Origin of the sequence: Akkermansia sp. AE01SA01 (genome assembly GCF_036417395.1) — a bacterium.
Classification (GTDB): domain Bacteria; phylum Verrucomicrobiota; class Verrucomicrobiia; order Verrucomicrobiales; family Akkermansiaceae; genus Akkermansia.
Window position 1 is genome coordinate 1,305,165 of the sequence record NZ_CP143890.1, and the last position, 19,649, is coordinate 1,324,813.

Genomic DNA, 19,649 nt, shown 5'->3' on the forward strand with positions numbered 1-19,649 from the left:
GTTTGCGGAAGTGCGAATGGAAGGGAAAACGGAAATTCCCCGGAGCGGGCAGGGCGCCTGGAAAAGTAGGGGGGTTAAATGCGGAACCGGTGCTTCTGCACGGTCAGCTTGTAGAACAGGTCATAGCGTGCATTGAGCAGGGGCGTCAGGTGCTCCACGCCTCCGGCCACCTGGCCGCGGATATCCGCGTACAGTTTGCGGTAATCTGAAAGGCCGCTGATCATGGCTTCATACAGGGGAGTGCGCAGGCCGCAGTCAATCGCAATGCTCATTTCAGACGCCGCGGAGACGATCTGCTTGGACAGCCGGTACTGCATCCAGGCCAGTCCCAGATTGCTCCCCAGCCACAGGACCAGAGCCACGCCCAGGCAGGCGAATCCCGCCCCGTGTTCCCCGAAGCTGCCCAGCAACGCGCCCAGAATGACCATGACGAGCATCAGCTTAAGTTCCGTCCGCATCACGTCTTCCTGGTCCAGGAACAGCTTGCTGAGGCACGGCTTGATGCCGAAATCCTTCAGCGGCATGTACACGGAGCGTCCCAGCCGTTCCTTGTACACCTCCAGGTCCGCCTGGAGCCGGGCTGCCGGGAATTCCCCGATGTCGCAATCCCACTGCTCCCTGACGCGCGGGCGCACGTGGTTCCAGTGTGTCTGGCAGATGTTGAGAAACTCCTTGTTGTAGTAGGCGTGCCGTTCTTCGATGCCCGACTTGACCAGTTCATAAAACCATTCGTCGATGACGGGGGGAAGCTTGTGCAGGATCATCGTCCTTCTGATGGAAAGGAAGCGTCCCAGCTGCCGGGCGGACTTTTTACCCAGCCGCGGCACGCAATCCTGGACGTATTGCGCGTATGCCTTCAGCCTTGCGGGCATTTCCTCCTCCATTTGAAGCTGGATGCGGTCGATTTCCCGGTCAATGGAAGTCAGGAAGCCGGAATCCAGCTTGGAAAGGCGGTGCAGTTCATTGAGTACCTTCCCCTGTTCCTCCAGCAGGCGGTCCGTGGCCAGCAGCAGGCGTTCCACGCGCCTGTCCGTCAGGGGGCTCCGTTTCAGAACCTCCTGCACGCAGGTTCTCAGGGCTTCCACTCCCTCGCCCGCGCGCTCCCCGGCGGGAGTGATGGGGTACAGGGGAAGCTGAACGCCCAGATGTTCCCGGGAGACGGAGCGCATCTCCTCCTTCAGCGCCTGAAGCTGTTCAAAAGGCAGAAGCTCCGCGTGGGTGATGACCAGCACCATGCGGGAATGGAGCCGTTCCTCCAGCGTTTTCAAATACTCCCAAATGGCGGGTTCATTGCCGTCTTTGGCGGAAATGACGACCAGCACGGCGTCCGACTTGGGGACGATGTGTTTCAGCCGCTGGGGGGCGGCGGGCTGTTCCAGGCCGATGGTGTCCCAGAATTCCAGATTCAGCAGGGAATCCGACGGGTAGAAGCGGTCCTCCACCCATTCATGGGTGTGCGGGGCGGGGTTGGGCTTGTATTGCCAGCGTATCAGGGTGGCTTCGCTGGAAACGCGGGAGCAGAAATATTCCCCCGCCAGGGCGTCCAGCGTGGAGGACTTGCCGGACCCCGTCAGGCCGACGACGGTGACATTCTGCGGAGTGCAGCATTCCTCCAGCGCTTCCTCCACATCCTTCTGGGAATCGAAATGCCTGTCCGGACCAATGCGAGCGGAAAATGCCGCGGCGGCATCCGCTACGTCCCGCACCGCATGCGGAATCACATTTTTCCCTCCTGTCAGCATGGGCTATGAAATCAAAAAAACCGTCCGGGGCTTTCCCTCCCTCTTCAGCAACCCTACACGCCGCAATTCCTTCTGTCCAATTAAAATGACGGCGCCGGGGCATACGTCCTGCCTCCGAAAATGGCCGTGCCCACGCGGACGAGGGTGGCTCCTTCCTCCACGGCGGTTTCAAAGTCATGGCTCATGCCCATGGACAGCTCCGGAAGCGGCATTCCGCTTTTGGCGGCCAGGGAATCCCTCAGCTCCCGCAGGCGGCGGAAATAGGGCCGAGCCTCTTCCGGGTCATCCACGGGAGGGGGAATGCACATCAGGCCGGCGATCTCGATATGGCCGAGCCGTGCCAGTTCTTCCCACTTCTGTTCCAGAAGCTCCGGGGAGAACCCGAATTTGCTGTCTTCCGCCCCGACATTGACTTCCAGCAGGATGCGGGGGCGTTTGCCCGTCTCCTGCGCTACCGTGTCCAGGAACTGCGCCAGGCGCAGGGAATCCACGGCATGGATCAGCGTGAAATGTTCCAGGGCCTTGCGCACCTTGTTGCGCTGGAGGGGGCCGATAAGGTGCCATTCCGTGTCCGGAGGCAGGGCGGGAATCTTTTCCAGGGCTTCCTGAACCCTGTTTTCTCCGAAGACGCGCTGTCCCGCATCATAGCAGGTCCGGATGTCGCAGGCCGGAAACGTTTTGCTGACGGCTACCAGGCTGGCGGACCCTTCCGGGCGTCCGGCGCGTGCTTCCGCGGCGCGGATGCGGGAGATAATGTGTTCCAGGTTTTGTTGGATGCTCATGACGGGTGGTATCAGTTCAAGGAAGGCTGTGCGGGCGCGTGGCTCATGATCTGGTGCAGCGGGGACAGGCGGCGCATGGCCATGGCCCACACCTTGGAATAATCCGGCTCCAGGCAAAGGTCCGGAACCATGGGGGAAACGTACCACGCGCGGTCGTTCAGCTCCCTGCGCAGCTGGGGCAGCGTCCATCCGCTGTGCCCCACATAGGCGCGCAGCATGACATGGGGGTCTTCCGCATATTCCAGCGCCTGCTCCTCCTGAAGGTGGAACTGGACGCGCAATTTTTCCTCCGTACGGGAAAAGGCGGCGAAAATGAGCTGGTTGCGCTCCACCGGACCGCCCTTGAAGATGGGGACGGAATAAAGGGACGCAGGAATGTCCGTGCTGGGAGCTACGTCTCCTACGGTCATGTTGGCCGGATGGTTCAGGATGTAGCCGATGACGAATTCCTCCTCCACCCGGCTCAGGAAAATGACGGAATGGTGGAATCCACCGCCTTCCAGGTAGGGAGCGGCCACCAGCAGATGCCCGGCCAGATTAGCGTTGCTGATATCTTCGTGTTCCATCATCTCCATATGCGCATGTTAACAAATGTGACGAAGGCGCGCAACCGCGCGTTCAAACAGCCGTGTCAGGCATGCCGGGAGAGGAAGGAAGCCGGGCGGAGAAAAATCAGCCGCGGCGGGACCGCGATGTTTTGGAGGAGCGGGACGCGGACTTGCCGCTTTTCGCCTTGCGGGACTGTATGGTTTGAGTCCGGGAGGCGGCCTTCTTTTTGGCGGTGGTCTGCTTGTGCGTCAGGGCCACGGCAGGGGGGCGGAAAGACCGGTGGCGGTAGGAAACCAGGGAAGCCGTATTGTGGGGCTCTGCGGCTGCCGGGGCGGGGGCCATGACCAGAAGGGGGGTGTTCTGCATTCTTTCCGCCTCTTCCAGCGCTTTCAGGGAGGCGCTGATGGAGCAGCGTTCAATCACCACGGGGTCTCCAGTATTGACCAGGTTGAAAGCTTCATACACGTCGTCGCTCTTCATGCGGATGCAACCGTAGGAGGCGGGAGTGCCGATGGTGCGTTCCTCCGCCGTTCCGTGAATGTAGATCAGGCGGGAATAGGCGTTCCGGTTGCGGGATTCCACGCCCTTCAGCCACATGATGCGCGTGACGATAGGGTCGCGGCCGGGAGAATTCGGCGCCACGCATTCCCCGGTGGGCTTCCGGCTTTTAAACACCATGCCCTTGGGCTGGTTTGTCCCTATCTTGGCGGCAATCCGGTGCGCGCCCAGCGGAGTACGGCAACTTCCCTTGCCGTCCCCGAGTCCGAATTTGGATGTGCTGACCGGGTAGGTCTTTACGACCTTGCCGCCGCGCATGACGGCCATTTTCTGGTCCCGGACGCTGACGACCACGCCGTCCTTGACGATGGCAGTAGGCTGGTAGTCCCTGCCGGTGCAGGAAACGAGGGCACCGAGCACCGCAACAGCGGTAACGGTCAGTTGAATCAGGCGTGCTTGCGAGAGAGGCGCAGGCATGGGAGGCGGCTAGTTCTTGGCTTTGGCGGTTTGCCGGGCGGGCATCAGATTGGAAATCATGCGGCCCAGGGAGCAGAACCCGGTGTAATAGAATCCCAGGAAGGGAATCATCAGGATGGGGGAAATATAGTGGCCCTGGCGTATCATCAGGATGATCAGGTTCAGGAAGAAAGTGCCGCAGGCGATTTCAAGCACGGGAATGACGACGGATTTGATCGCCTTGTACCCGTTGCGCTTGAGCTGGGAGACATGCTGCCTGTTTTCCTTCTGTTCCACGCCGTACTTGGGCGTGCGGACAAAGGCGGACTGGTGGCCGAAGATGGCTTCCAGAACGGCCTTGGCGTTGTTGACCGCCATGCCCACGCTCAGGGTGAGCAGAAGAGGCAGGTAGGGAAGTTCCTTCCACCAGGACTTGGGACGCACCACGATCTGGGCGCTCATGTAAAAGATGCAGACGGCCACGCTGGTCAGGAAGAACAGGGCGACGTTCACGAACCACATGACCACCGTTTCATTTTCCGGGATGCGCTGCGTGCAGATGGGGTACACCAGGAAGCAGAGCAGGGCCAGAAGAAGGTAGGAATAATTGCAGGTAAGGTGGGTGGTGGCCTCCACCTTGGCTTTCAACGGAGCCTTGGAACGCCAGATGTCCAGCAGTATCTTCTGGCAGACCTGGATGGAGCCCTTTGTCCAGCGGTGCTGCTGGGACTTGAAGCCGTCCATGTCCACAGGAAGTTCCGCGGGGGTTACTACGTCGTTCAGGTAAATGAAGCGCCATCCCTTGAGCTGGACGCGGTAGGAAAGGTCCATGTCCTCCGTCAGCGTATCGTGGGACCAGCCGCCTGCGTCGCCGATCACGCATTTGCGCCAGATGCCGGCAGTGCCGTTGAACGTGAAAAAGCGTCCGGAACGGTTGCGGGCCGTCTGTTCCATGGCGAAGTGGCCGTCCAGGTACATGCCCTGGACGCGGGTAAGAAGGTTGTATTCCCGGTTGATATGGCCCCAGCGGGTCTGGACGAGGCCGACGCCTTCATCCGTGAAATAATGAATGGTCTTTTGCAGAAGGTCGGGTTCCGGGACGAAGTCGGCGTCCAGGATCAGCAGGAATTCTCCCTTGGCAACCTTGGTGGCCGCTTCCAGCGCTCCGGCCTTGAAACCGGTGCGGTCCGTGCGGTGAATGCAGACGGCGTCAAAGCCGCGGGACTTCAATTCCTCCACCTTCCGGTAGCACTGTTCCGTCGTATCGTCCGTGGAATCGTCCAGAATCTGGATTTCCAGCTTGTCCTTGGGGTAGTCCAGGGCGGCGACGGATTCCAGAAGGCGGTCCACAACGAACTTTTCATTGAACATGGGAAGCTGGACCGTGACCACGGGAAGCTCCCGGAAGCGGGATTTGGGCTGCGGCTTGTTGTTGCGGTTCTTCCAGTAAAGGTAAACGATGGTGAGGCGGTGAAAACCGTAGCCGGCGAGGCCTACGAGGACTAGAAGATAGCACAAGAGCCAGATAAAATTGTAGTTCATGCAGGGCGGATGGGTTGTTCAATATCCTTTTTGCGTCAGACGCAAGGGATTTCCTTGACGCGACGCCCGTATAAGACACCATAAGCCGAGAGTCAAGACATATTCAGTTTTGCCTAACCTTTTTGAATATTGTTATGAAGAGATTTTATCTGCTGGCCGCGGCCGTATCCGTGACGGGGGGAATGGCATTTGCCGATCCCGGGGAAGAAGCGCCTGAAAGGGACGGCGCCGTGCTGGACATCCAGCTTCCGCAGCCTGACAGGCAGTCCCAGCCGGCCATTCCGGAGCGCCTTCTGGACGACTCCCATATGAATGAGGAATTGGGAATCAACGAATTTACCGCCCCGTCCATCCGCAAGATTTTTGAAGACCTGGAGGGACTGCCGGAAATCCCGGAAAACGCGGCCCTGCGTCCGCGTCCGGAACGGCCGCCGATGGACCGCTGCTCACTGGCTCTTCAACTGGGAGGAATGATGGCGGACGGCTTTGTCATCGTGCAGTGCGGCAAGATGAACGAAGTGAAGCCCATTGCGCTGGACCTCTCCAACTACGCGAAGGCGATAGGAGCCGGAGAGCGCGTAAACCGCCACGCCGCCAGCCTGCTGAAAAATGCGGAGGACGGCGATTTGGGCAGTTTCAAGAACAACCTGGCCCTGATCCAGTCCGACGTGGAGCAGGAGCTTGCCTCCCTGCGTGATTCCGACATGGCTAACCTGATCGGCCTGGGCGGCTGGATTCGGGCGCTGGATGCCGCTACGGCGGCCCTGGACAACAAATTCTCCGAAGACAAGGCCAAAGTCATTTTTCAGCCGGACGTGCCGGAATACTTCCATTACATTCTGGACGGAGTGGAGCCGGAAATGAAGGAACGCCGGGACATCGGCAAAATCATGGAACTACTGACCACGTTGCAGGAGCAGATGACGCTGGCTCCAGGAGCCAAGCCTACGAAGGCGGGAGTGGAAGCCCTGCGCAAGACGACGCTGGAGCTGATGAAGGCGGCGCTGGCGCCCGCGGAATCATAACTCTCCCTGTTCCTTATGGTGCTTCCCCTCTTGACGAGCCTGGACGTGCGTCTTTCTCCGCGCAATCTGTATTCCCAGGATCAGGAATTGCAGCAAATGGCGGGCGACGACGGGCGCATCCCCGTGCCCTACAATGTGAGCATCCGCAACATGGGGGACGGGGCCGTGCGCATCATCGGCAAAAAGTGGACCGTCCGTTCCCACCAGGACGGCACGCAGGTCATTGAGGGGGATGAACTCTTCGGTTCCCGCCCCCTGCTGTGCCAGGGGCAGATTTTCGCCTTCAACGGCCTTCAGATGCTTCGCCTTCCCGCGCGCATCCAGCTCACGCTTCTTGTCCGGGACGAGGGCGGCATGCTCTACCATACGGACCCCGTCAGCCTGACTTGGTGATGCTGCCTGGCGAATGGACATTTCAGCGGCCATGCCGCTGAAACAGTGCCAAAACCGATGATGAAAAAAGGGCGGGAATAGGAATCCTGCCCTTTTTCTGGTCTTTCATCATGGACCACTGCCATCCGGCAGTGCCGGACGGCTTTAACCTTCCTCGTCGTCCCCGTGGTTGAGGATAAAGTTCAGGTCGTCAATGCCGAGGCTGGACGTGAAGCCTTCGTCTCCAAGCACGTTGGCAACCAGCTGGTTCTTCTGGTGCTGGAGGATGCGGATTTTCTCTTCCACGGAATCCTTCGTCAGAAGACGATAGGCGATTACCTTGTTCTTCTGGCCGATGCGGTGCGTACGGTCGATGGCCTGGCTTTCCACAGCCGGGTTCCACCACGGATCGTACAGAATGACGTAGGAGGCGGAAGTCAGGTTGAGGCCGGCGCCCCCGGCTTTCAGGGAAAGAAGGAAGACGGACGGGTCCTTGGTCGTCTGGAACTTTTCGATTTCCCCGCGGCGGTCCTTGGTCTGGCCCGTGAGGTAGTTGAGCGGACGGTTCTCCGCTTCCAGGCGATTCTTGATGATTTCCAGCATGGAAACGAACTGGGAAAAGACGAGCACCTTGTGCCCTTCCTCCCGGAGCTGGTCCAGCAGGTAGAACAGGGCGGTCATCTTGGCGCTGTCCTCCTTGGCGTACTTCGGGTCCACCAGGCCGGGATGGCAGCAAATCTGGCGCAGGCGCATGAGGCCCTGAAGAATGGCAAAGCTGTTCTTCTTCACGGATTCGTCCGAATCCAGGCCGAGCAGGGCCTGTTGAATGCGGCGCAGTTCCGCCTTGTAAAGCTGGCTCTGGATGCCTTCCATCTTGGCGTACACTTCCTCTTCCGTTCTGGGCGGCAGGTCTTTTGCCACCTGGGACTTGGTACGGCGCAACAGGAAAGGCTTCAGGCGGGCGGCCAGGCGGTTCTGGCTCTGCGGGTCCTTGCGCTTGTCGAACCTTTTCTTGAAGTAGGAACGGGAGCCGAGCACGCCGGGCATGGCGAAAGCCATGAGGGACCACATGTCCAGCAGGCGGTTTTCAATAGGCGTGCCGGAGAGGACGAGGCGGTTGTAGGAAACGATGTCCCGCGCGGCCTTGGCGGCCTTGGAATCCGGGTTCTTGATCTGCTGGCCTTCGTCCAGAATGACCGTGAGCCATTTGATCTGGTTCAGGGTTTCTCCGCAGACGCGGAGCTGGGCGTAGTTGACCACGACCATGTCGTAATTCTTGTTGATGTCCTCCAGATTGGCCTGGTCCTTGCTGCGGATGACGAGAACGCGCACGCCGGGGGCGAATTTCTCCGTTTCCCCCGCCCATACATCCAGCACGGATTTGGGGCACACGATGAGTACCGGAGGAACGGCGAGCTTTTTCCTGGACTTGTTCTTGCGTGCGTATTCCTCGCGCAGCCACAGAACGTAAGTAATGGACTGGATGGTTTTGCCCAAGCCCATGTCGTCCGCCAGAATGCCGCCGAACCCGTTCGTGGCCAGGTAGGCCAGGAAGTGGAAGCCGTCGATCTGGTAGGGGCGCAGGGTAGCCTGAAGCTGGCTGGGAACGTCCGGTTTGACGTCGATCTGGATTTCCGCGGTACGGTCCTTGATGCGTTTCCATGCCTTCGGGTCGAACACTTCCGCGGCCTTGGGGTCCGCGAGCTGCATGGCGTGCATGCGGTGGGTTTCCCCGGAAAGGTCGAAGGGGTCCAGACCCAGGCGGGTAACGGCGTCGCGCTGGTCGTTGTCCAGCTTGATTTCCAGGCGCATCCAGCCGCCGTCGTCCATGCGGACGTAGCCGCCTCTGGCGGCCACCAGGGCGCGGATTTGTTCCTTGGAAAGCTGGACGCCCTCCACGTCAATGACGATGCGGAGGTCGAACCAGTCGATCTCCTGGTTGACTACCTCGAACCGGACGGCCGCCGCCACCGGGTCCGCCAGCAGCGTCTTGAGCTTCTCATCCATGTTCACGGTCAGTTCTTCGGGCAGGTGCTTGGCCCATTCCGCAAACTTTTCAGGGAACTGGCGCGTGACGCGCGCCTTGAAAGCCCCTACCTGGGGATCGTAGGAAAAGCCCATCTCCTCCAGCAGGCCGGGGATGGGGTAAAGGTGTTCGCGGATGAAGCGCAGGAGCGCCTTGTTGCGCATGGGTTCCTGATGAGCCACTTCCCAGCCGTCCTTGCCGAGTTTTTCCGTGCGGTAGCCGGAAGCGTCCGTGGCGGTCACTTCGCACAGCACGTGTTCCGTTTCTGCGGAGGTGAGGCCGCGCACGATCTTCATGTCAAAGCTGCCGCGCAGGTCGATGTCCACCACGCGGTCCTCCATGCTGGGGGGCAGGGTGGCTCCGATCTTGCGGAGGAATTCCACGCCTTCCAGGCTGTCGATGACCTGCTTGGGGATGGAATAGCGGGGTTCCACTTCCGTGCTCTCCAGCCAGCGGGGAGGGCCGGGGAAAACGGTTTCGTCGGACTGGTACAATTCCTGCTGGCCGGGAAGCTGCCTGACGGAGTGGGAAACGTTGATGCCGGAGGAAGTGACGAGCTGAAGCGCGTAGCAGTCCGGCTCAATGGGATCGTCCTGGCAGACCCACTTGAGCGGTTCGTCCACCACCTTGAAATAATTCTCATCCAGATTCACCAGATATCCCTTCAGCGCGGGCTGGTGGAAAAGCTTGTTCATCAGGGCGCAGGCGGCCTCCTGGTCCAGGTCCAGCGTCAGGGCGTCTTCCTCATGGGCGTAATCGGCCAGGGACACCAGCAGGATTTCCGTCTGGGCGTCCATGCGCACGGCGGCGCGTTCATGCAGGTTTTCCAGATGTTCCAGATCCTGTTTTTCCCGGACGGGAATCCAGTCCTGCTTCAGGGAATGGCGGTATTCGAAGTGCCCTTCGTTGATGGTGGAGACGAGCCGCATGAACAACTCGCCGCGCGGAGGCTGGGGCGGCCGTTCGTTGACGGACTGGATGCGGTCGTACCAGGTGCCTACCTCCCGTGAGCGTTCCCACTCGTGAATCTTGTGCTGCACCTTTTCCAGGTCCGTGATGCTCTCCATGAACTCCGGATAGGGCAAGCGCCTCTTGTTGAAGGCATAGGCAATGTAATTCCAGAATTCCAGAATATTCGTCGGCGGGACCGGCCACAGCTCCAGCGGATCATAGGTGGTGATTTCCCACCGTGGATTCAGGCGTACCATGTCGTGGTCATGGATTTCCTGCTCAATGGCGAAACGGCGGTAGCGCTTTTCCAGCTTGCCTACGTAATCAGCCTCCTTGTCGTCCAGCTCGCGGCCCAGCTTCTCTTCCAGAATGTCGAGCAGGGGAACGTCGTTCAGTTCGTTGGGGGATTCCGGAAGGTCCTGGCCGCGGTACATGCGTTCCAGCATGGTGGCATACATGGCCGCGCCCGCCAGATCTTCGTCTTCCGTGGAACATGCTCCGAACCACCTGTTCCCCTGAAGGCGGAGATTCACCCGGTGGACGCCGTGCGCGTCTTCCACACGGCCCTGAATATATAAATGATTGCCGAAAATTTGTGTAACTGCTCCGTCTTTTTGCAGCTTTTCACCGCGCAGCCGGATTTCTTCCGGGAAGGCATTGAGAAAGTTCAGGGTAGCCCTGTCAGGATTAAGTGCCATACTCATAATGTCAAACTGTCATATAAAAATTGGTGTCCAGCGTTCCCCGGAAAAAGGACGCTATAGGTCTATGCACTTTATTATGGCACAAAAGGCGGATTAGGGCAACTATTCTCTGAAATTAATTCTAACGAATGTTTGAAACACTTCTTATTATGTTGATAGCAATGACCTTCCTTTTTTACAGGCATGATCCCCTCTTCAAATGACGAACTTGAATAAAATGGTAGGGGATAGTGTGATGTCATCCTTACGGAATATGTATCCTTGACACGCCCGCTTCAAAAGAGTCTTTTATCTCTGAAAATTTATGTCCTCCGCACCTCTTTTACAGTTATTGGCGACTCAAGCGCGCTTGAGCGATGGCGAATTGGCCGAACGTCTTGACATGACTGAAGAAGCCGTGCGGGCCCAGCGCGAGCAATGGGAACGGGAAGGGCTGATCGTGGGCTACCAGGCCGTGGTGAACGAGGAATACGAACACGATAACAAGGTGGCGGCGTTCATTGAAGTGAAGATGACTCCGGAACGCGACGGCGGATTCGACCGCCTGGCGATGCGCATCTCCCGCTTTGACGAAGTATCCTCCTGCTATCTGGCGAGCGGCGGATTTGACCTGCTCGTCCTGGTGGAAGGCAAAAGCATGCGGGACATTGCCCGGTTTGTAGCGGAAAAACTCTCCACGCTGGAAGGGGTGCTCTCCACCTCCACGCACTTCCATCTGAGAACCTACAAGAAAAACGGCTGTATCTTTGAAGCGCCCGCGCAGACGGAGCGCCTCGTCGTTGCGCCGTAAGTCCCTGCCGTCAAGAAAGGAAACACTATGAACTGGCAGAATAAAATTGCGGAGCAGGTAGGCTCCATACCCCGTTCCGGCATCCGTGAATTCTTTGACCTGGTCACGGGCAGGTCGGACATCATCTCCCTGGGCGTCGGGGAACCGGACTTTGTTACGCCGTGGAACATCCGGGAAGCCGCCATTTACTCCCTGGAAAAAGGCCATACCTCCTACACCTCCAACTACGGCCTGGAATCCCTGCGCCGGGCCATTGTCAAATACGTCCGCGGTTTCTTCCATGTGGACTACAACCCGCTGAACGAAGTGTTGGTGACAGTGGGCGTCAGTGAAGCCATTGACCTGGCTCTCCGCGCCGTCCTGAATCCGGGGGATGAAGTGCTGTACCACGAACCCTGCTACGTCTCCTACGCGCCCAGCGTCAGGATGGCTTACGGAGTGGCTACCGCCGTGCCTACGAGCAAGCAGGATCTCTTCGCCCTCAATCCTGCCGTGCTGGAAGCCGCCATCACCCCCAGAACCAAGGTGCTGATGCTCAACTTCCCCACGAACCCGACCGGGGCCGTGGCTCCGGTGGAAACCCTCCAGGAAATCGCGCGCATCTGCATCAAGCACGATCTCATTGTGCTGACGGATGAAATCTACAGCGAACTGCGTTACGACGGCAAGCAGCATGTCTCCATCGCCGCCCTGCCGGGCATGAGGGAACGCACGCTGCTACTGCACGGCGTCTCCAAGGCCTTTGCGATGACGGGATTCCGCCTCGGTTACGCTTGCGGGCCGGAGCCCCTCATCTCCGCCATGATGAAAATCCACCAGTACTCCATGCTTTGCGCGCCCATCACCTCTCAGGAAGCGGCCATTGAGGCATTGGAAAACGGTACGAATGCCATGCTCAAGATGCGGGAAAGCTACCGCCAGCGGCGTGACTACCTGGTGAAGCGCTTCAATGAAATAGGAATGGACTGCCATATGCCCGGCGGTGCGTTCTACGTCTTCCCGGATATCTCCAAATTCGGACTCAGCAGCAAGGAATTCGCTACACGTCTCCTGATGGAGGAACAAGTGGCGGCCGTGCCGGGTACCGCCTTCGGGAAAAGCGGGGAAGGCTTCCTGCGCTGTTGCTATGCCACGGCCTACGATCAAATCAAGGAAGCCTGCAACCGCATGGAGCGCTTCGTCAAGACACTCTCCTGACCCGGTCTTCTCATGAACTCCGACCTGGAGTACCAGAAAACGAAGGCGTATGTGGCGCCGTTCGCGGTATTCATGGGATTCACCCTCCTTTGGCAATTCGGCGCCCCCCTTCTGGAATGGGACCATCCGGTTGCCGCGTGGTGGAGAAGGGCTCCCGGGCAATGGTTCTACCCGCTCCAGGCCGTTGTCTGCTTCATTCTGGTCCTCTGGTGGAGAAAATCCGTGGATTGGGACTGGAAAGGAAAGCCTGCGGCGTGGGGAATCCTCTTCGGCGTGCTGGGTATCCTGTGCTGGCTGGCCCCTACCATGGCGGCGGACCGCCTGCCGGGCGGCCCCGATGCGTGGTTCGGTCATCCGGAATGGCCCTGGTACCGTTATCTGCTGGGAATCGACGCCCGGCCGGAGGGATTTGATCCTTCGGCAGTATTTGCTCCGGGATCCTGGAGCTGGCTGACGGCTCTGGCGTTGCGGTTCTTCCGCGCCGTCATCGTGGTGGCCGTGGTGGAGGAACTCTTCTGGCGCGGATACCTCATGCGCTTCCTGGTCAATCCGGACCATCCGTGGAAAGTCCCGTTCGGCACGCACTCCTGGAAAGCGTACTGGATCACTACGCTCTGCTTCATGGCCGTGCATCAGCCCGTGGACTACTGCGGCGCCTTCATCTACGGCTCGCTGGCGTATCTGCTCGCTGTCTGGCAGAAAAACCTGTGCGCCGTCATCGTGATGCACGCCGTGGCCAATGCTCTGCTGGGCTGGGCCGCACTGGAATGGGGCAAATGCGGACTGTGGTGAATCCGTCATTTACAGAGAGACCAATCTTGAGTACACAGGCGCGATGACTCCGGATGAAGCCATAGAAATCTTGTGGAATTACCATCACGTCGGGCAGGAGCTCCACCCGGCTGACCTCATCTTCGTGCTTGGCAGCAATGACGTACGCGTGGCGGAATATGCGGCGGAGCTCTATAAGCGGCATTTAGCTCCGGTCATCCTTTTTTCCGGCGGCATGGGGCGCTTTACGGGAGGCTGGGCCGTCCCGGAGGCGGAACTCTTTGCCGAGGCGGCCATTAAAGCGGGCGTTCCGGAAAACTGCATCCTGATAGAAAACAAATCCACCAACACCGGGGAAAATGTCCGCTTCTCACGGGAAGTGCTGAAACGGGCGGGAATCGGGGAGCCTGTCAGCCTCATTGCCCTGCAAAAGCCCTACATGGAACGGCGGACGCTGGCCACGCTCCAGGCCCAGTGGCCGGAAGCGCGGGTGGCGGTCAGCTCCCCTCCCGTCACTTTTCGGGGATATCTGACCGCAGAACTGCCGCAGGAGCTGGTTGTCTCCGCTATGGTGGGGGACTTCCAGAGAATCCTGGAATACCCGCGGCAGGGATTCTCCACGGAACAGCCCGTAACTCCGGAAGCGATGGAAGCCTTCCGCACGCTCGTGGAAGCGGGCTATGACTCCCAGCTGCTCAGGAACATTCCCCTCCCCTGGAATTCTTGAGAAGACACGCTTTTTGCTTTCACTGCCCTCCGTTTGAGGTCATCAATACCCCCGCACAGCCAACCCAACCTATATTCAATCATGGCAGACAGAACCAATACAGATCCCGTCCGAATGGAGAAAATTGTAAGCCTTTGCAAAAGGCGAGGTTTCATTTTCCAGGCAGCCGAAATCTACGGCGGTCTGAATGGTTGCTGGGACTACGGTCCCATGGGGGTGGAGCTCAAGCGCAACCTCAAGGAATACTGGTGGCGCAAAACCGTCCAGGAACGTGACGATGTGGTGGGCATGGACGGCTCCATCCTGACCCACAACTCCGTGCTGGTGGCCTCCGGCCACGTGGGCGGTTTCTCTGACCCGATGTGCGACTGCCTGCTGACCAAGGAACGCCTGCGCGCCGACCAGGTGCCGGCCCAGAGCGGCATGGGATTCTTCTACACGGGAGCCGCAAAAAAGGACGGTTCCTGGAGCATGGAAAAGGAATACTCCGTGCTGGTGGAAACTGAAAAACAGGCGGACAAGGCCCGCAAAACCGCGGCCCAGTACTACGCGCAACTGGCCGGCAAGGACGTATCCCACAAGGAAATCGAGCTCCGGGGGGAGCGTATGGAACCCGTCACGGACTCCACCATGTACAACCCCGCCAACGGCTCCCTGCTGACGGAAGCCCGCGAATTCAACCTTATGTTCAAGACGACCATCGGGGCCACCTCCGATGAAAACGATCCCAACGCCACCGGATGGCTGCGGCCGGAAACGGCTCAATCCATCTTCTGCCAGTACAAAAACATTCTGGACAGTTCCCGCGTGAAACTGCCGTTCGGGATCGCCCAGATCGGCAAATCCTTCCGCAATGAAATCAATCCGCGCAACTTCACCTTCCGCTCCCGTGAATTCGAGCAGATGGAAATCGAATACTTCTGCCGTCCGGAAGACGGCCTGAGGCTGGTGGACGAATGGCTGGAAAAGCGTCTCAGTTTCTACGACGAAGTGGGGGTTCCCCGTGAACACATCCACATTCTGGACGTACCGGATGACGAACGCGCCTTCTACTCCAAAAAAACCTATGACCTGGAATACGAATTCCCCTTCGGCATCCAGGAACTGGAAGGCATCGCCTACCGTACGGACTACGACCTGACCTGCCACCAGAAAGGCTCCGGCCGTCCCCTGGAATACTTCGACGAAGAAACGCGGGAAAAATTCATTCCCCATGTTGTGGAACCCTCCGCCGGATGTGACCGGACCGTGCTTGCCATCATCTGTGAAGCCTACGATGAAGAAGAGCTTGTGGACGACAAGGACAAAAAGGACGTGCGCACGGTGCTGCGCTTTGTCCCCCGCATAGCGCCCATCAAGGCCGCCATCTTCCCGCTCCTCAAGAAAAACGAGGAACAGGTACGCATTGCCCGGGAAATTGAAAAGACCCTCCAGCCCTGGATGACCGTTTTCTACGATGAAACGGGAGCCGTTGGCCGCCGCTACCGCCGCCAGGATGAAGTGGGCACCCCCTTCTGCATCACGGTGGACTTCGAAACCCTCGGAGAAAACGATCCTTCCCTCAAAGACACGGTGACCATCCGCCACCGCGACTCCATGGAACAAGAACGCGTCGCCGTTAAGGACCTGTTGCACTGGCTCATTGCCCGTGTGCGGTAATATGTTCCTTAGCGGAATTAAATATTGTAAATACTCCAAGGCCGTTCCGCTTATGGCGGAACGGCCTTCTGTTTTCCAGAACTTGTAATGAAAGGAAAAGTTGCTGGACGGCGCATGAATGAATGTCTAGCATTCAGGAGATGCAGGTTGTACAGGCAGGCGGAAAACAATGATCTCAACACTTGTTGAAAATCTGCTGTTCTATTTGCGCCAACCCCAAGCTCACAGGAATTCCCCGGAAGTTCGGCGATTGCTGTAAGTCATTGGAAAACGAAGTTTGACATATCCAATTACAAAATTTAAGTCGTGCGGAATATTGTGATGGAGAGAAGTTGGCGCAAAAAGCCTTCTGCGCTGTTCTCTCTTAATGGATATTTCCTCACGCTGTCGCACCCTCACGGGTGCGTGGATTGAAACTTTTTCAAATAGCCGAGGCGAACCAGGGATTTGAGTCGCACCCTCACGGGTGCGTGGATTGAAACACTGCATAAATGTTGCCATACCTGTCCTTGAAGGTCGCACCCTCACGGGTGCGTGGATTGAAACCCTGTAGTCGGGGGAGGACCTACCTGGGCGAGGTGTCGCACCCTCACGGGTGCGTGGATTGAAACAGCTTCATAGCATTCTCCATTTGGTTGCTTGAAGGTCGCACCCTCACGGGTGCGTGGATTGAAACCCCTTTCTTCATCCTCCGTCACCTTTACGGACCGGTCGCACCCTCACGGGTGCGTGGATTGAAACTTGGTGTACTGAAAGGCGAAGCGGATGCGTCGCTGTCGCACCCTCACGGGTGCGTGGATTGAAACGGTTACAGGTATCTTGGTCAGAGGGCATTTATCTGTCGCACCCTCACGGGTGCGTGGATTGAAACTGCTCCGCCATGCCTTAGAGCCCTGCCTAATGTTGTCGCACCCTCACGGGTGCGTGGATTGAAACTCCTCCATCTCAAGGACTCCATAGGCAATGAACTGTCGCACCCTCACGGGTGCGTGGATTGAAACTTCTGGGCTCCCATGCTCCTGGCCCAGCGGAGAAAGTCGCACCCTCACGGGTGCGTGGATTGAAACACCACCAAGGTAAAAATCATTGAGGCGGGAAGAAGTCGCACCCTCACGGGTGCGTGGATTGAAACCCGGCCTCGAATAAAGTCGAATGCCTTTCGATGGTCGCACCCTCACGGGTGCGTGGATTGAAACCATGCAATCATTTATCACTCCCCGGCAATACCGGGTCGCACCCTCACGGGTGCGTGGATTGAAACTGCCCTCTGCGAGGAATGCCCGCCTGTATGTCCGTCGCACCCTCACGGGTGCGTGGATTGAAACTATCATGTAGGCCATTGCAACAGCACCTTCCAGGGTCGCACCCTCACGGGTGCGTGGATTGAAACTTTCTATTGTTGGAGCGGCGTTTACGGGTGCCGCGTCGCACCCTCACGGGTGCGTGGATTGAAACTTGAACATCTGGTTACCGCGCTCGGTGTACCAGAGTCGCACCCTCACGGGTGCGTGGATTGAAACGCTACATGTCCGAGAATGCCAAGCCGGGAGAATAGTCGCACCCTCACGGGTGCGTGGATTGAAACTCTTTTGATAGCCTCACCTCTCCCAATGTCACCGGTCGCACCCTCACGGGTGCGTGGATTGAAACCCTCTCCACGCACCTCTTCCGTGATGCGGAAGATGTCGCACCCTCACGGGTGCGTGGATTGAAACGAAGAATTCGTCAAAGTACTTAACAGCTAGTCCAGTCGCACCCTCACGGGTGCGTGGATTGAAACATAAAAATGGGAGTCCCCTCACCCGAAGAGGACTGTCGCACCCTCACGGGTGCGTGGATTGAAACCTTTCAAATCCCAGCAGGACTGCATTTCCCGGATGTCGCACCCTCACGGGTGCGTGGATTGAAACCAGGATGCTGATGCTGGTGTGCTGGCCCATGGTGGTCGCACCCTCACGGGTGCGTGGATTGAAACTTAACTCGTCGTGTTTTTCGTCGTTAAGAATATAGTCGCACCCTCACGGGTGCGTGGATTGAAACGCTAGGTTTGTCGTGATTATTGTTGATGGAGTTAGTCGCACCCTCACGGGTGCGTGGATTGAAACCGTGTCCGCGGTGCGGGGAGATGATGCCGCTGGAGTCGCACCCTCACGGGTGCGTGGATTGAAACGGACTCGTGCAGGAAATTTGCTTTGGCCGCATGGGTCGCACCCTCACGGGTGCGTGGATTGAAACCATGGACTCGATCAAGTATGTCGCCCATTCCTTGTCGCACCCTCACGGGTGCGTGGATTGAAACACGTGCAGGGTGTCACATTCAGTGACGTTCGTGTCGCACCCTCACGGGTGCGTGGATTGAAACCACGTATGCCTGTACAATAGGAGTGCTCATACCCGTCGCACCCTCACGGGTGCGTGGATTGAAACAGGGCTATCTGCAAAAAACGGAAATCATTAAGCAGTCGCACCCTCACGGGTGCGTGGATTGAAACGGGCCCTGTGGACCTACAGGACCAGCTTCCCCGGGTCGCACCCTCACGGGTGCGTGGATTGAAACCGTGAAAGCGGCATTGCAGATACATGGGCTGGTCGTCGCACCCTCACGGGTGCGTGGATTGAAACCGCCGAAAACGTCCCACAAAAGCAACTTGCCGAGGTCGCACCCTCACGGGTGCGTGGATTGAAACTTATTTAAAGCCAGCGCATTACAACACATTCCCTGTCGCACCCTCACGGGTGCGTGGATTGAAACTCCGGCTGGAGTTGCTGTAGTCCGAGAGCATCCCGTCGCACCCTCACGGGTGCGTGGATTGAAACCCGGACTTGGCCGGGACAATGGAAAAGGAATGGAGTCGCACCCTCACGGGTGCGTGGATTGAAACTGCGGCCGCCCTCCTGAACAAAGCTCCTGTGGAGAGTCGCACCCTCACGGGTGCGTGGATTGAAACTGTGCCATGACGTCAACCTATCAGCAGATCGCATGTCGCACCCTCACGGGTGCGTGGATTGAAACCACTCCTGCCCCGACATCTCCGTGCCGTCCTCCTGTCGCACCCTCACGGGTGCGTGGATTGAAACAATGTACTTATTGGGCACACGAAGCTTTTTGGAGAGTCGCACCCTCACGGGTGCGTGGATTGAAACTTCTGCCTTATGAAAATTCTTTGTTCCTACTTTGTCGCACCCTCACGGGTGCGTGGATTGAAACTCCAGTAGCTGGCATATCGCAACCTCATTTGCCTGTCGCACCCTCACGGGTGCGTGGATTGAAACAGGAAGTTATACAATCCCTTTATGAATTGTTGATGTCGCACCCTCACGGGTGCGTGGATTGAAACCCAACTCCCGGCCTAAACCAAAACCCAAACCAAAAGTCGCACCCTCACGGGTGCGTGGATTGAAACCCAACTCCCTGCTTAACCCCAAACCAAACCAAACCGTCGCACCCTCACGGGTGCGTGGATTGAAACGGTATGGACCTGACCAACGGGGATATTACGACCAGTCGCACCCTCACGGGTGCGTGGATTGAAACGAAGAATTCGTCAAATCCCTTAACAACTAACTCTGTCGCACCCTCACGGGTGCGTGGATTGAAACAACGCTTCAACGGCGCAAGATGAAAGCATTTGATGTCGCACCCTCACGGGTGCGTGGATTGAAACCTTGCTGATTGCGGCGGCATATTTTATCGACAATGGTCGCACCCTCACGGGTGCGTGGATTGAAACACCTCGACACAGTCCTTAAGCGCATCGGCAAAGGGTCGCATCCTTAGGGGTACGTGAAAGGCTGATTGGAACTCTGTGTCATTTGTTGGCTAAAGGTAGAAATGATCAGTGGCTAATAATTAAAGGC

General features: G+C 58.1%; 13 protein-coding genes and 1 CRISPR repeat array. Of the genes, 7 read left to right on the forward strand and 6 right to left on the reverse strand.

The genetic code is table 11. From position 1 onward, the window contains the following. Positions 1-74: 74 nt before the first annotated feature. The 5 genes from V3C19_RS05285 to V3C19_RS05305 all read right to left on the reverse strand — a co-directional run bounded on the left by V3C19_RS05285 (position 75) and on the right by V3C19_RS05305 (position 5,569). Positions 75-1,742 carry a GTPase gene (locus V3C19_RS05285; protein ID WP_295931519.1) on the reverse strand — a complete coding sequence of 556 codons (1,668 nt, stop codon included), beginning with the start codon at positions 1,740-1,742 and terminating at the stop codon, positions 75-77. A gap of 80 nt (positions 1,743-1,822) precedes the next feature. After that, positions 1,823-2,524, reverse strand: a complete 702-nt coding sequence (locus V3C19_RS05290) for a YggS family pyridoxal phosphate-dependent enzyme (RefSeq protein ID WP_130082584.1) — start codon at positions 2,522-2,524, stop codon at positions 1,823-1,825. 11 nt (positions 2,525-2,535) lie between these two features. Then, positions 2,536-3,093: a YqgE/AlgH family protein gene (locus V3C19_RS05295; protein ID WP_161981253.1), complete on the reverse strand. Its 558-nt coding sequence runs from the start codon at positions 3,091-3,093 to the stop codon at positions 2,536-2,538. 103 nt (positions 3,094-3,196) lie between these two features. Further along, positions 3,197-4,048, reverse strand: a complete 852-nt coding sequence (locus V3C19_RS05300; RefSeq protein ID WP_295931516.1) for a L,D-transpeptidase — start codon at positions 4,046-4,048, stop codon at positions 3,197-3,199. Positions 4,049-4,057: 9 nt separating this feature from the next. Beyond that, positions 4,058-5,569: a cellulose synthase family protein gene (locus V3C19_RS05305; protein ID WP_067572993.1), complete on the reverse strand. Its 1,512-nt coding sequence runs from the start codon at positions 5,567-5,569 to the stop codon at positions 4,058-4,060. A gap of 134 nt (positions 5,570-5,703) precedes the next feature. Between V3C19_RS05305 and V3C19_RS05310 the strand changes: the two genes are divergently transcribed. Next, complete coding sequence (locus tag V3C19_RS05310; RefSeq protein WP_295931513.1) at positions 5,704-6,594, forward strand: hypothetical protein; 891 nt, start codon at positions 5,704-5,706, stop codon at positions 6,592-6,594. 15 nt (positions 6,595-6,609) lie between these two features. Beyond that, complete coding sequence (locus V3C19_RS05315; protein ID WP_295874658.1) at positions 6,610-6,987, forward strand: ApaG domain; 378 nt, start codon at positions 6,610-6,612, stop codon at positions 6,985-6,987. Positions 6,988-7,131: 144 nt separating this feature from the next. Here the strand turns inward: V3C19_RS05315 and V3C19_RS05320 are convergent, their stop codons facing one another. Continuing rightward, complete coding sequence (locus V3C19_RS05320) at positions 7,132-10,641, reverse strand: DEAD/DEAH box helicase (protein WP_238623743.1); 3,510 nt, start codon at positions 10,639-10,641, stop codon at positions 7,132-7,134. A gap of 310 nt (positions 10,642-10,951) precedes the next feature. Here V3C19_RS05320 and V3C19_RS05325 point away from each other — a divergent pair, with 310 nt between their 5' ends. From V3C19_RS05325 to V3C19_RS05345, 5 genes are all read left to right on the forward strand, one after another. Beyond that, positions 10,952-11,437 (forward strand): Lrp/AsnC family transcriptional regulator, encoded by a 486-nt coding sequence (locus V3C19_RS05325; RefSeq protein WP_130082589.1) that lies wholly within the window; start codon positions 10,952-10,954, stop codon positions 11,435-11,437. 27 nt (positions 11,438-11,464) lie between these two features. Next, a complete protein-coding gene (locus V3C19_RS05330; RefSeq protein ID WP_295931478.1) occupies positions 11,465-12,634 on the forward strand; it encodes an aminotransferase class I/II-fold pyridoxal phosphate-dependent enzyme in 1,170 nt (389 codons plus the stop codon). Between the two features lie 12 nt (positions 12,635-12,646). Beyond that, positions 12,647-13,426, forward strand: a complete 780-nt coding sequence (locus tag V3C19_RS05335) for a CPBP family glutamic-type intramembrane protease (protein WP_295931475.1) — start codon at positions 12,647-12,649, stop codon at positions 13,424-13,426. A gap of 43 nt (positions 13,427-13,469) precedes the next feature. Beyond that, positions 13,470-14,132, forward strand: a complete 663-nt coding sequence (locus V3C19_RS05340) for a YdcF family protein (RefSeq protein WP_130082592.1) — start codon at positions 13,470-13,472, stop codon at positions 14,130-14,132. Between the two features lie 114 nt (positions 14,133-14,246). Further along, entirely contained in the window at positions 14,247-15,791 is a 1,545-nt protein-coding gene (locus V3C19_RS05345) for a glycine--tRNA ligase (RefSeq protein WP_240042493.1), read from the forward strand. Positions 15,792-16,177: 386 nt separating this feature from the next. After that, a CRISPR array of direct repeats spans positions 16,178-19,522; the repeat unit is 31 nt; unit sequence GTCGCACCCTCACGGGTGCGTGGATTGAAAC. The last annotated feature ends 127 nt before the right edge of the window (positions 19,523-19,649 follow it).

Bases quoted from the DNA above. Each gene is read 5' to 3' on its own strand.
- V3C19_RS05285 (WP_295931519.1), bottom strand. From the start codon at position 1,742: ATGCTGACAGGAGGGAAAAATGTGATTCCGCATGCGGTGCGGGACGTA.
- V3C19_RS05290 (WP_130082584.1), bottom strand. From the start codon at position 2,524: ATGAGCATCCAACAAAACCTGGAACACATTATCTCCCGCATCCGCGCC.
- V3C19_RS05295 (WP_161981253.1), bottom strand. From the start codon at position 3,093: ATGATGGAACACGAAGATATCAGCAACGCTAATCTGGCCGGGCATCTG.
- V3C19_RS05300 (WP_295931516.1), bottom strand. From the start codon at position 4,048: ATGCCTGCGCCTCTCTCGCAAGCACGCCTGATTCAACTGACCGTTACC.
- V3C19_RS05305 (WP_067572993.1), bottom strand. From the start codon at position 5,569: ATGAACTACAATTTTATCTGGCTCTTGTGCTATCTTCTAGTCCTCGTA.
- V3C19_RS05310 (WP_295931513.1), top strand. From the start codon at position 5,704: ATGAAGAGATTTTATCTGCTGGCCGCGGCCGTATCCGTGACGGGGGGA.
- V3C19_RS05315 (WP_295874658.1), top strand. From the start codon at position 6,610: ATGGTGCTTCCCCTCTTGACGAGCCTGGACGTGCGTCTTTCTCCGCGC.
- V3C19_RS05320 (WP_238623743.1), bottom strand. From the start codon at position 10,641: ATGGCACTTAATCCTGACAGGGCTACCCTGAACTTTCTCAATGCCTTC.
- V3C19_RS05325 (WP_130082589.1), top strand. From the start codon at position 10,952: ATGTCCTCCGCACCTCTTTTACAGTTATTGGCGACTCAAGCGCGCTTG.
- V3C19_RS05330 (WP_295931478.1), top strand. From the start codon at position 11,465: ATGAACTGGCAGAATAAAATTGCGGAGCAGGTAGGCTCCATACCCCGT.
- V3C19_RS05335 (WP_295931475.1), top strand. From the start codon at position 12,647: ATGAACTCCGACCTGGAGTACCAGAAAACGAAGGCGTATGTGGCGCCG.
- V3C19_RS05340 (WP_130082592.1), top strand. From the start codon at position 13,470: ATGACTCCGGATGAAGCCATAGAAATCTTGTGGAATTACCATCACGTC.
- V3C19_RS05345 (WP_240042493.1), top strand. From the start codon at position 14,247: ATGGAGAAAATTGTAAGCCTTTGCAAAAGGCGAGGTTTCATTTTCCAG.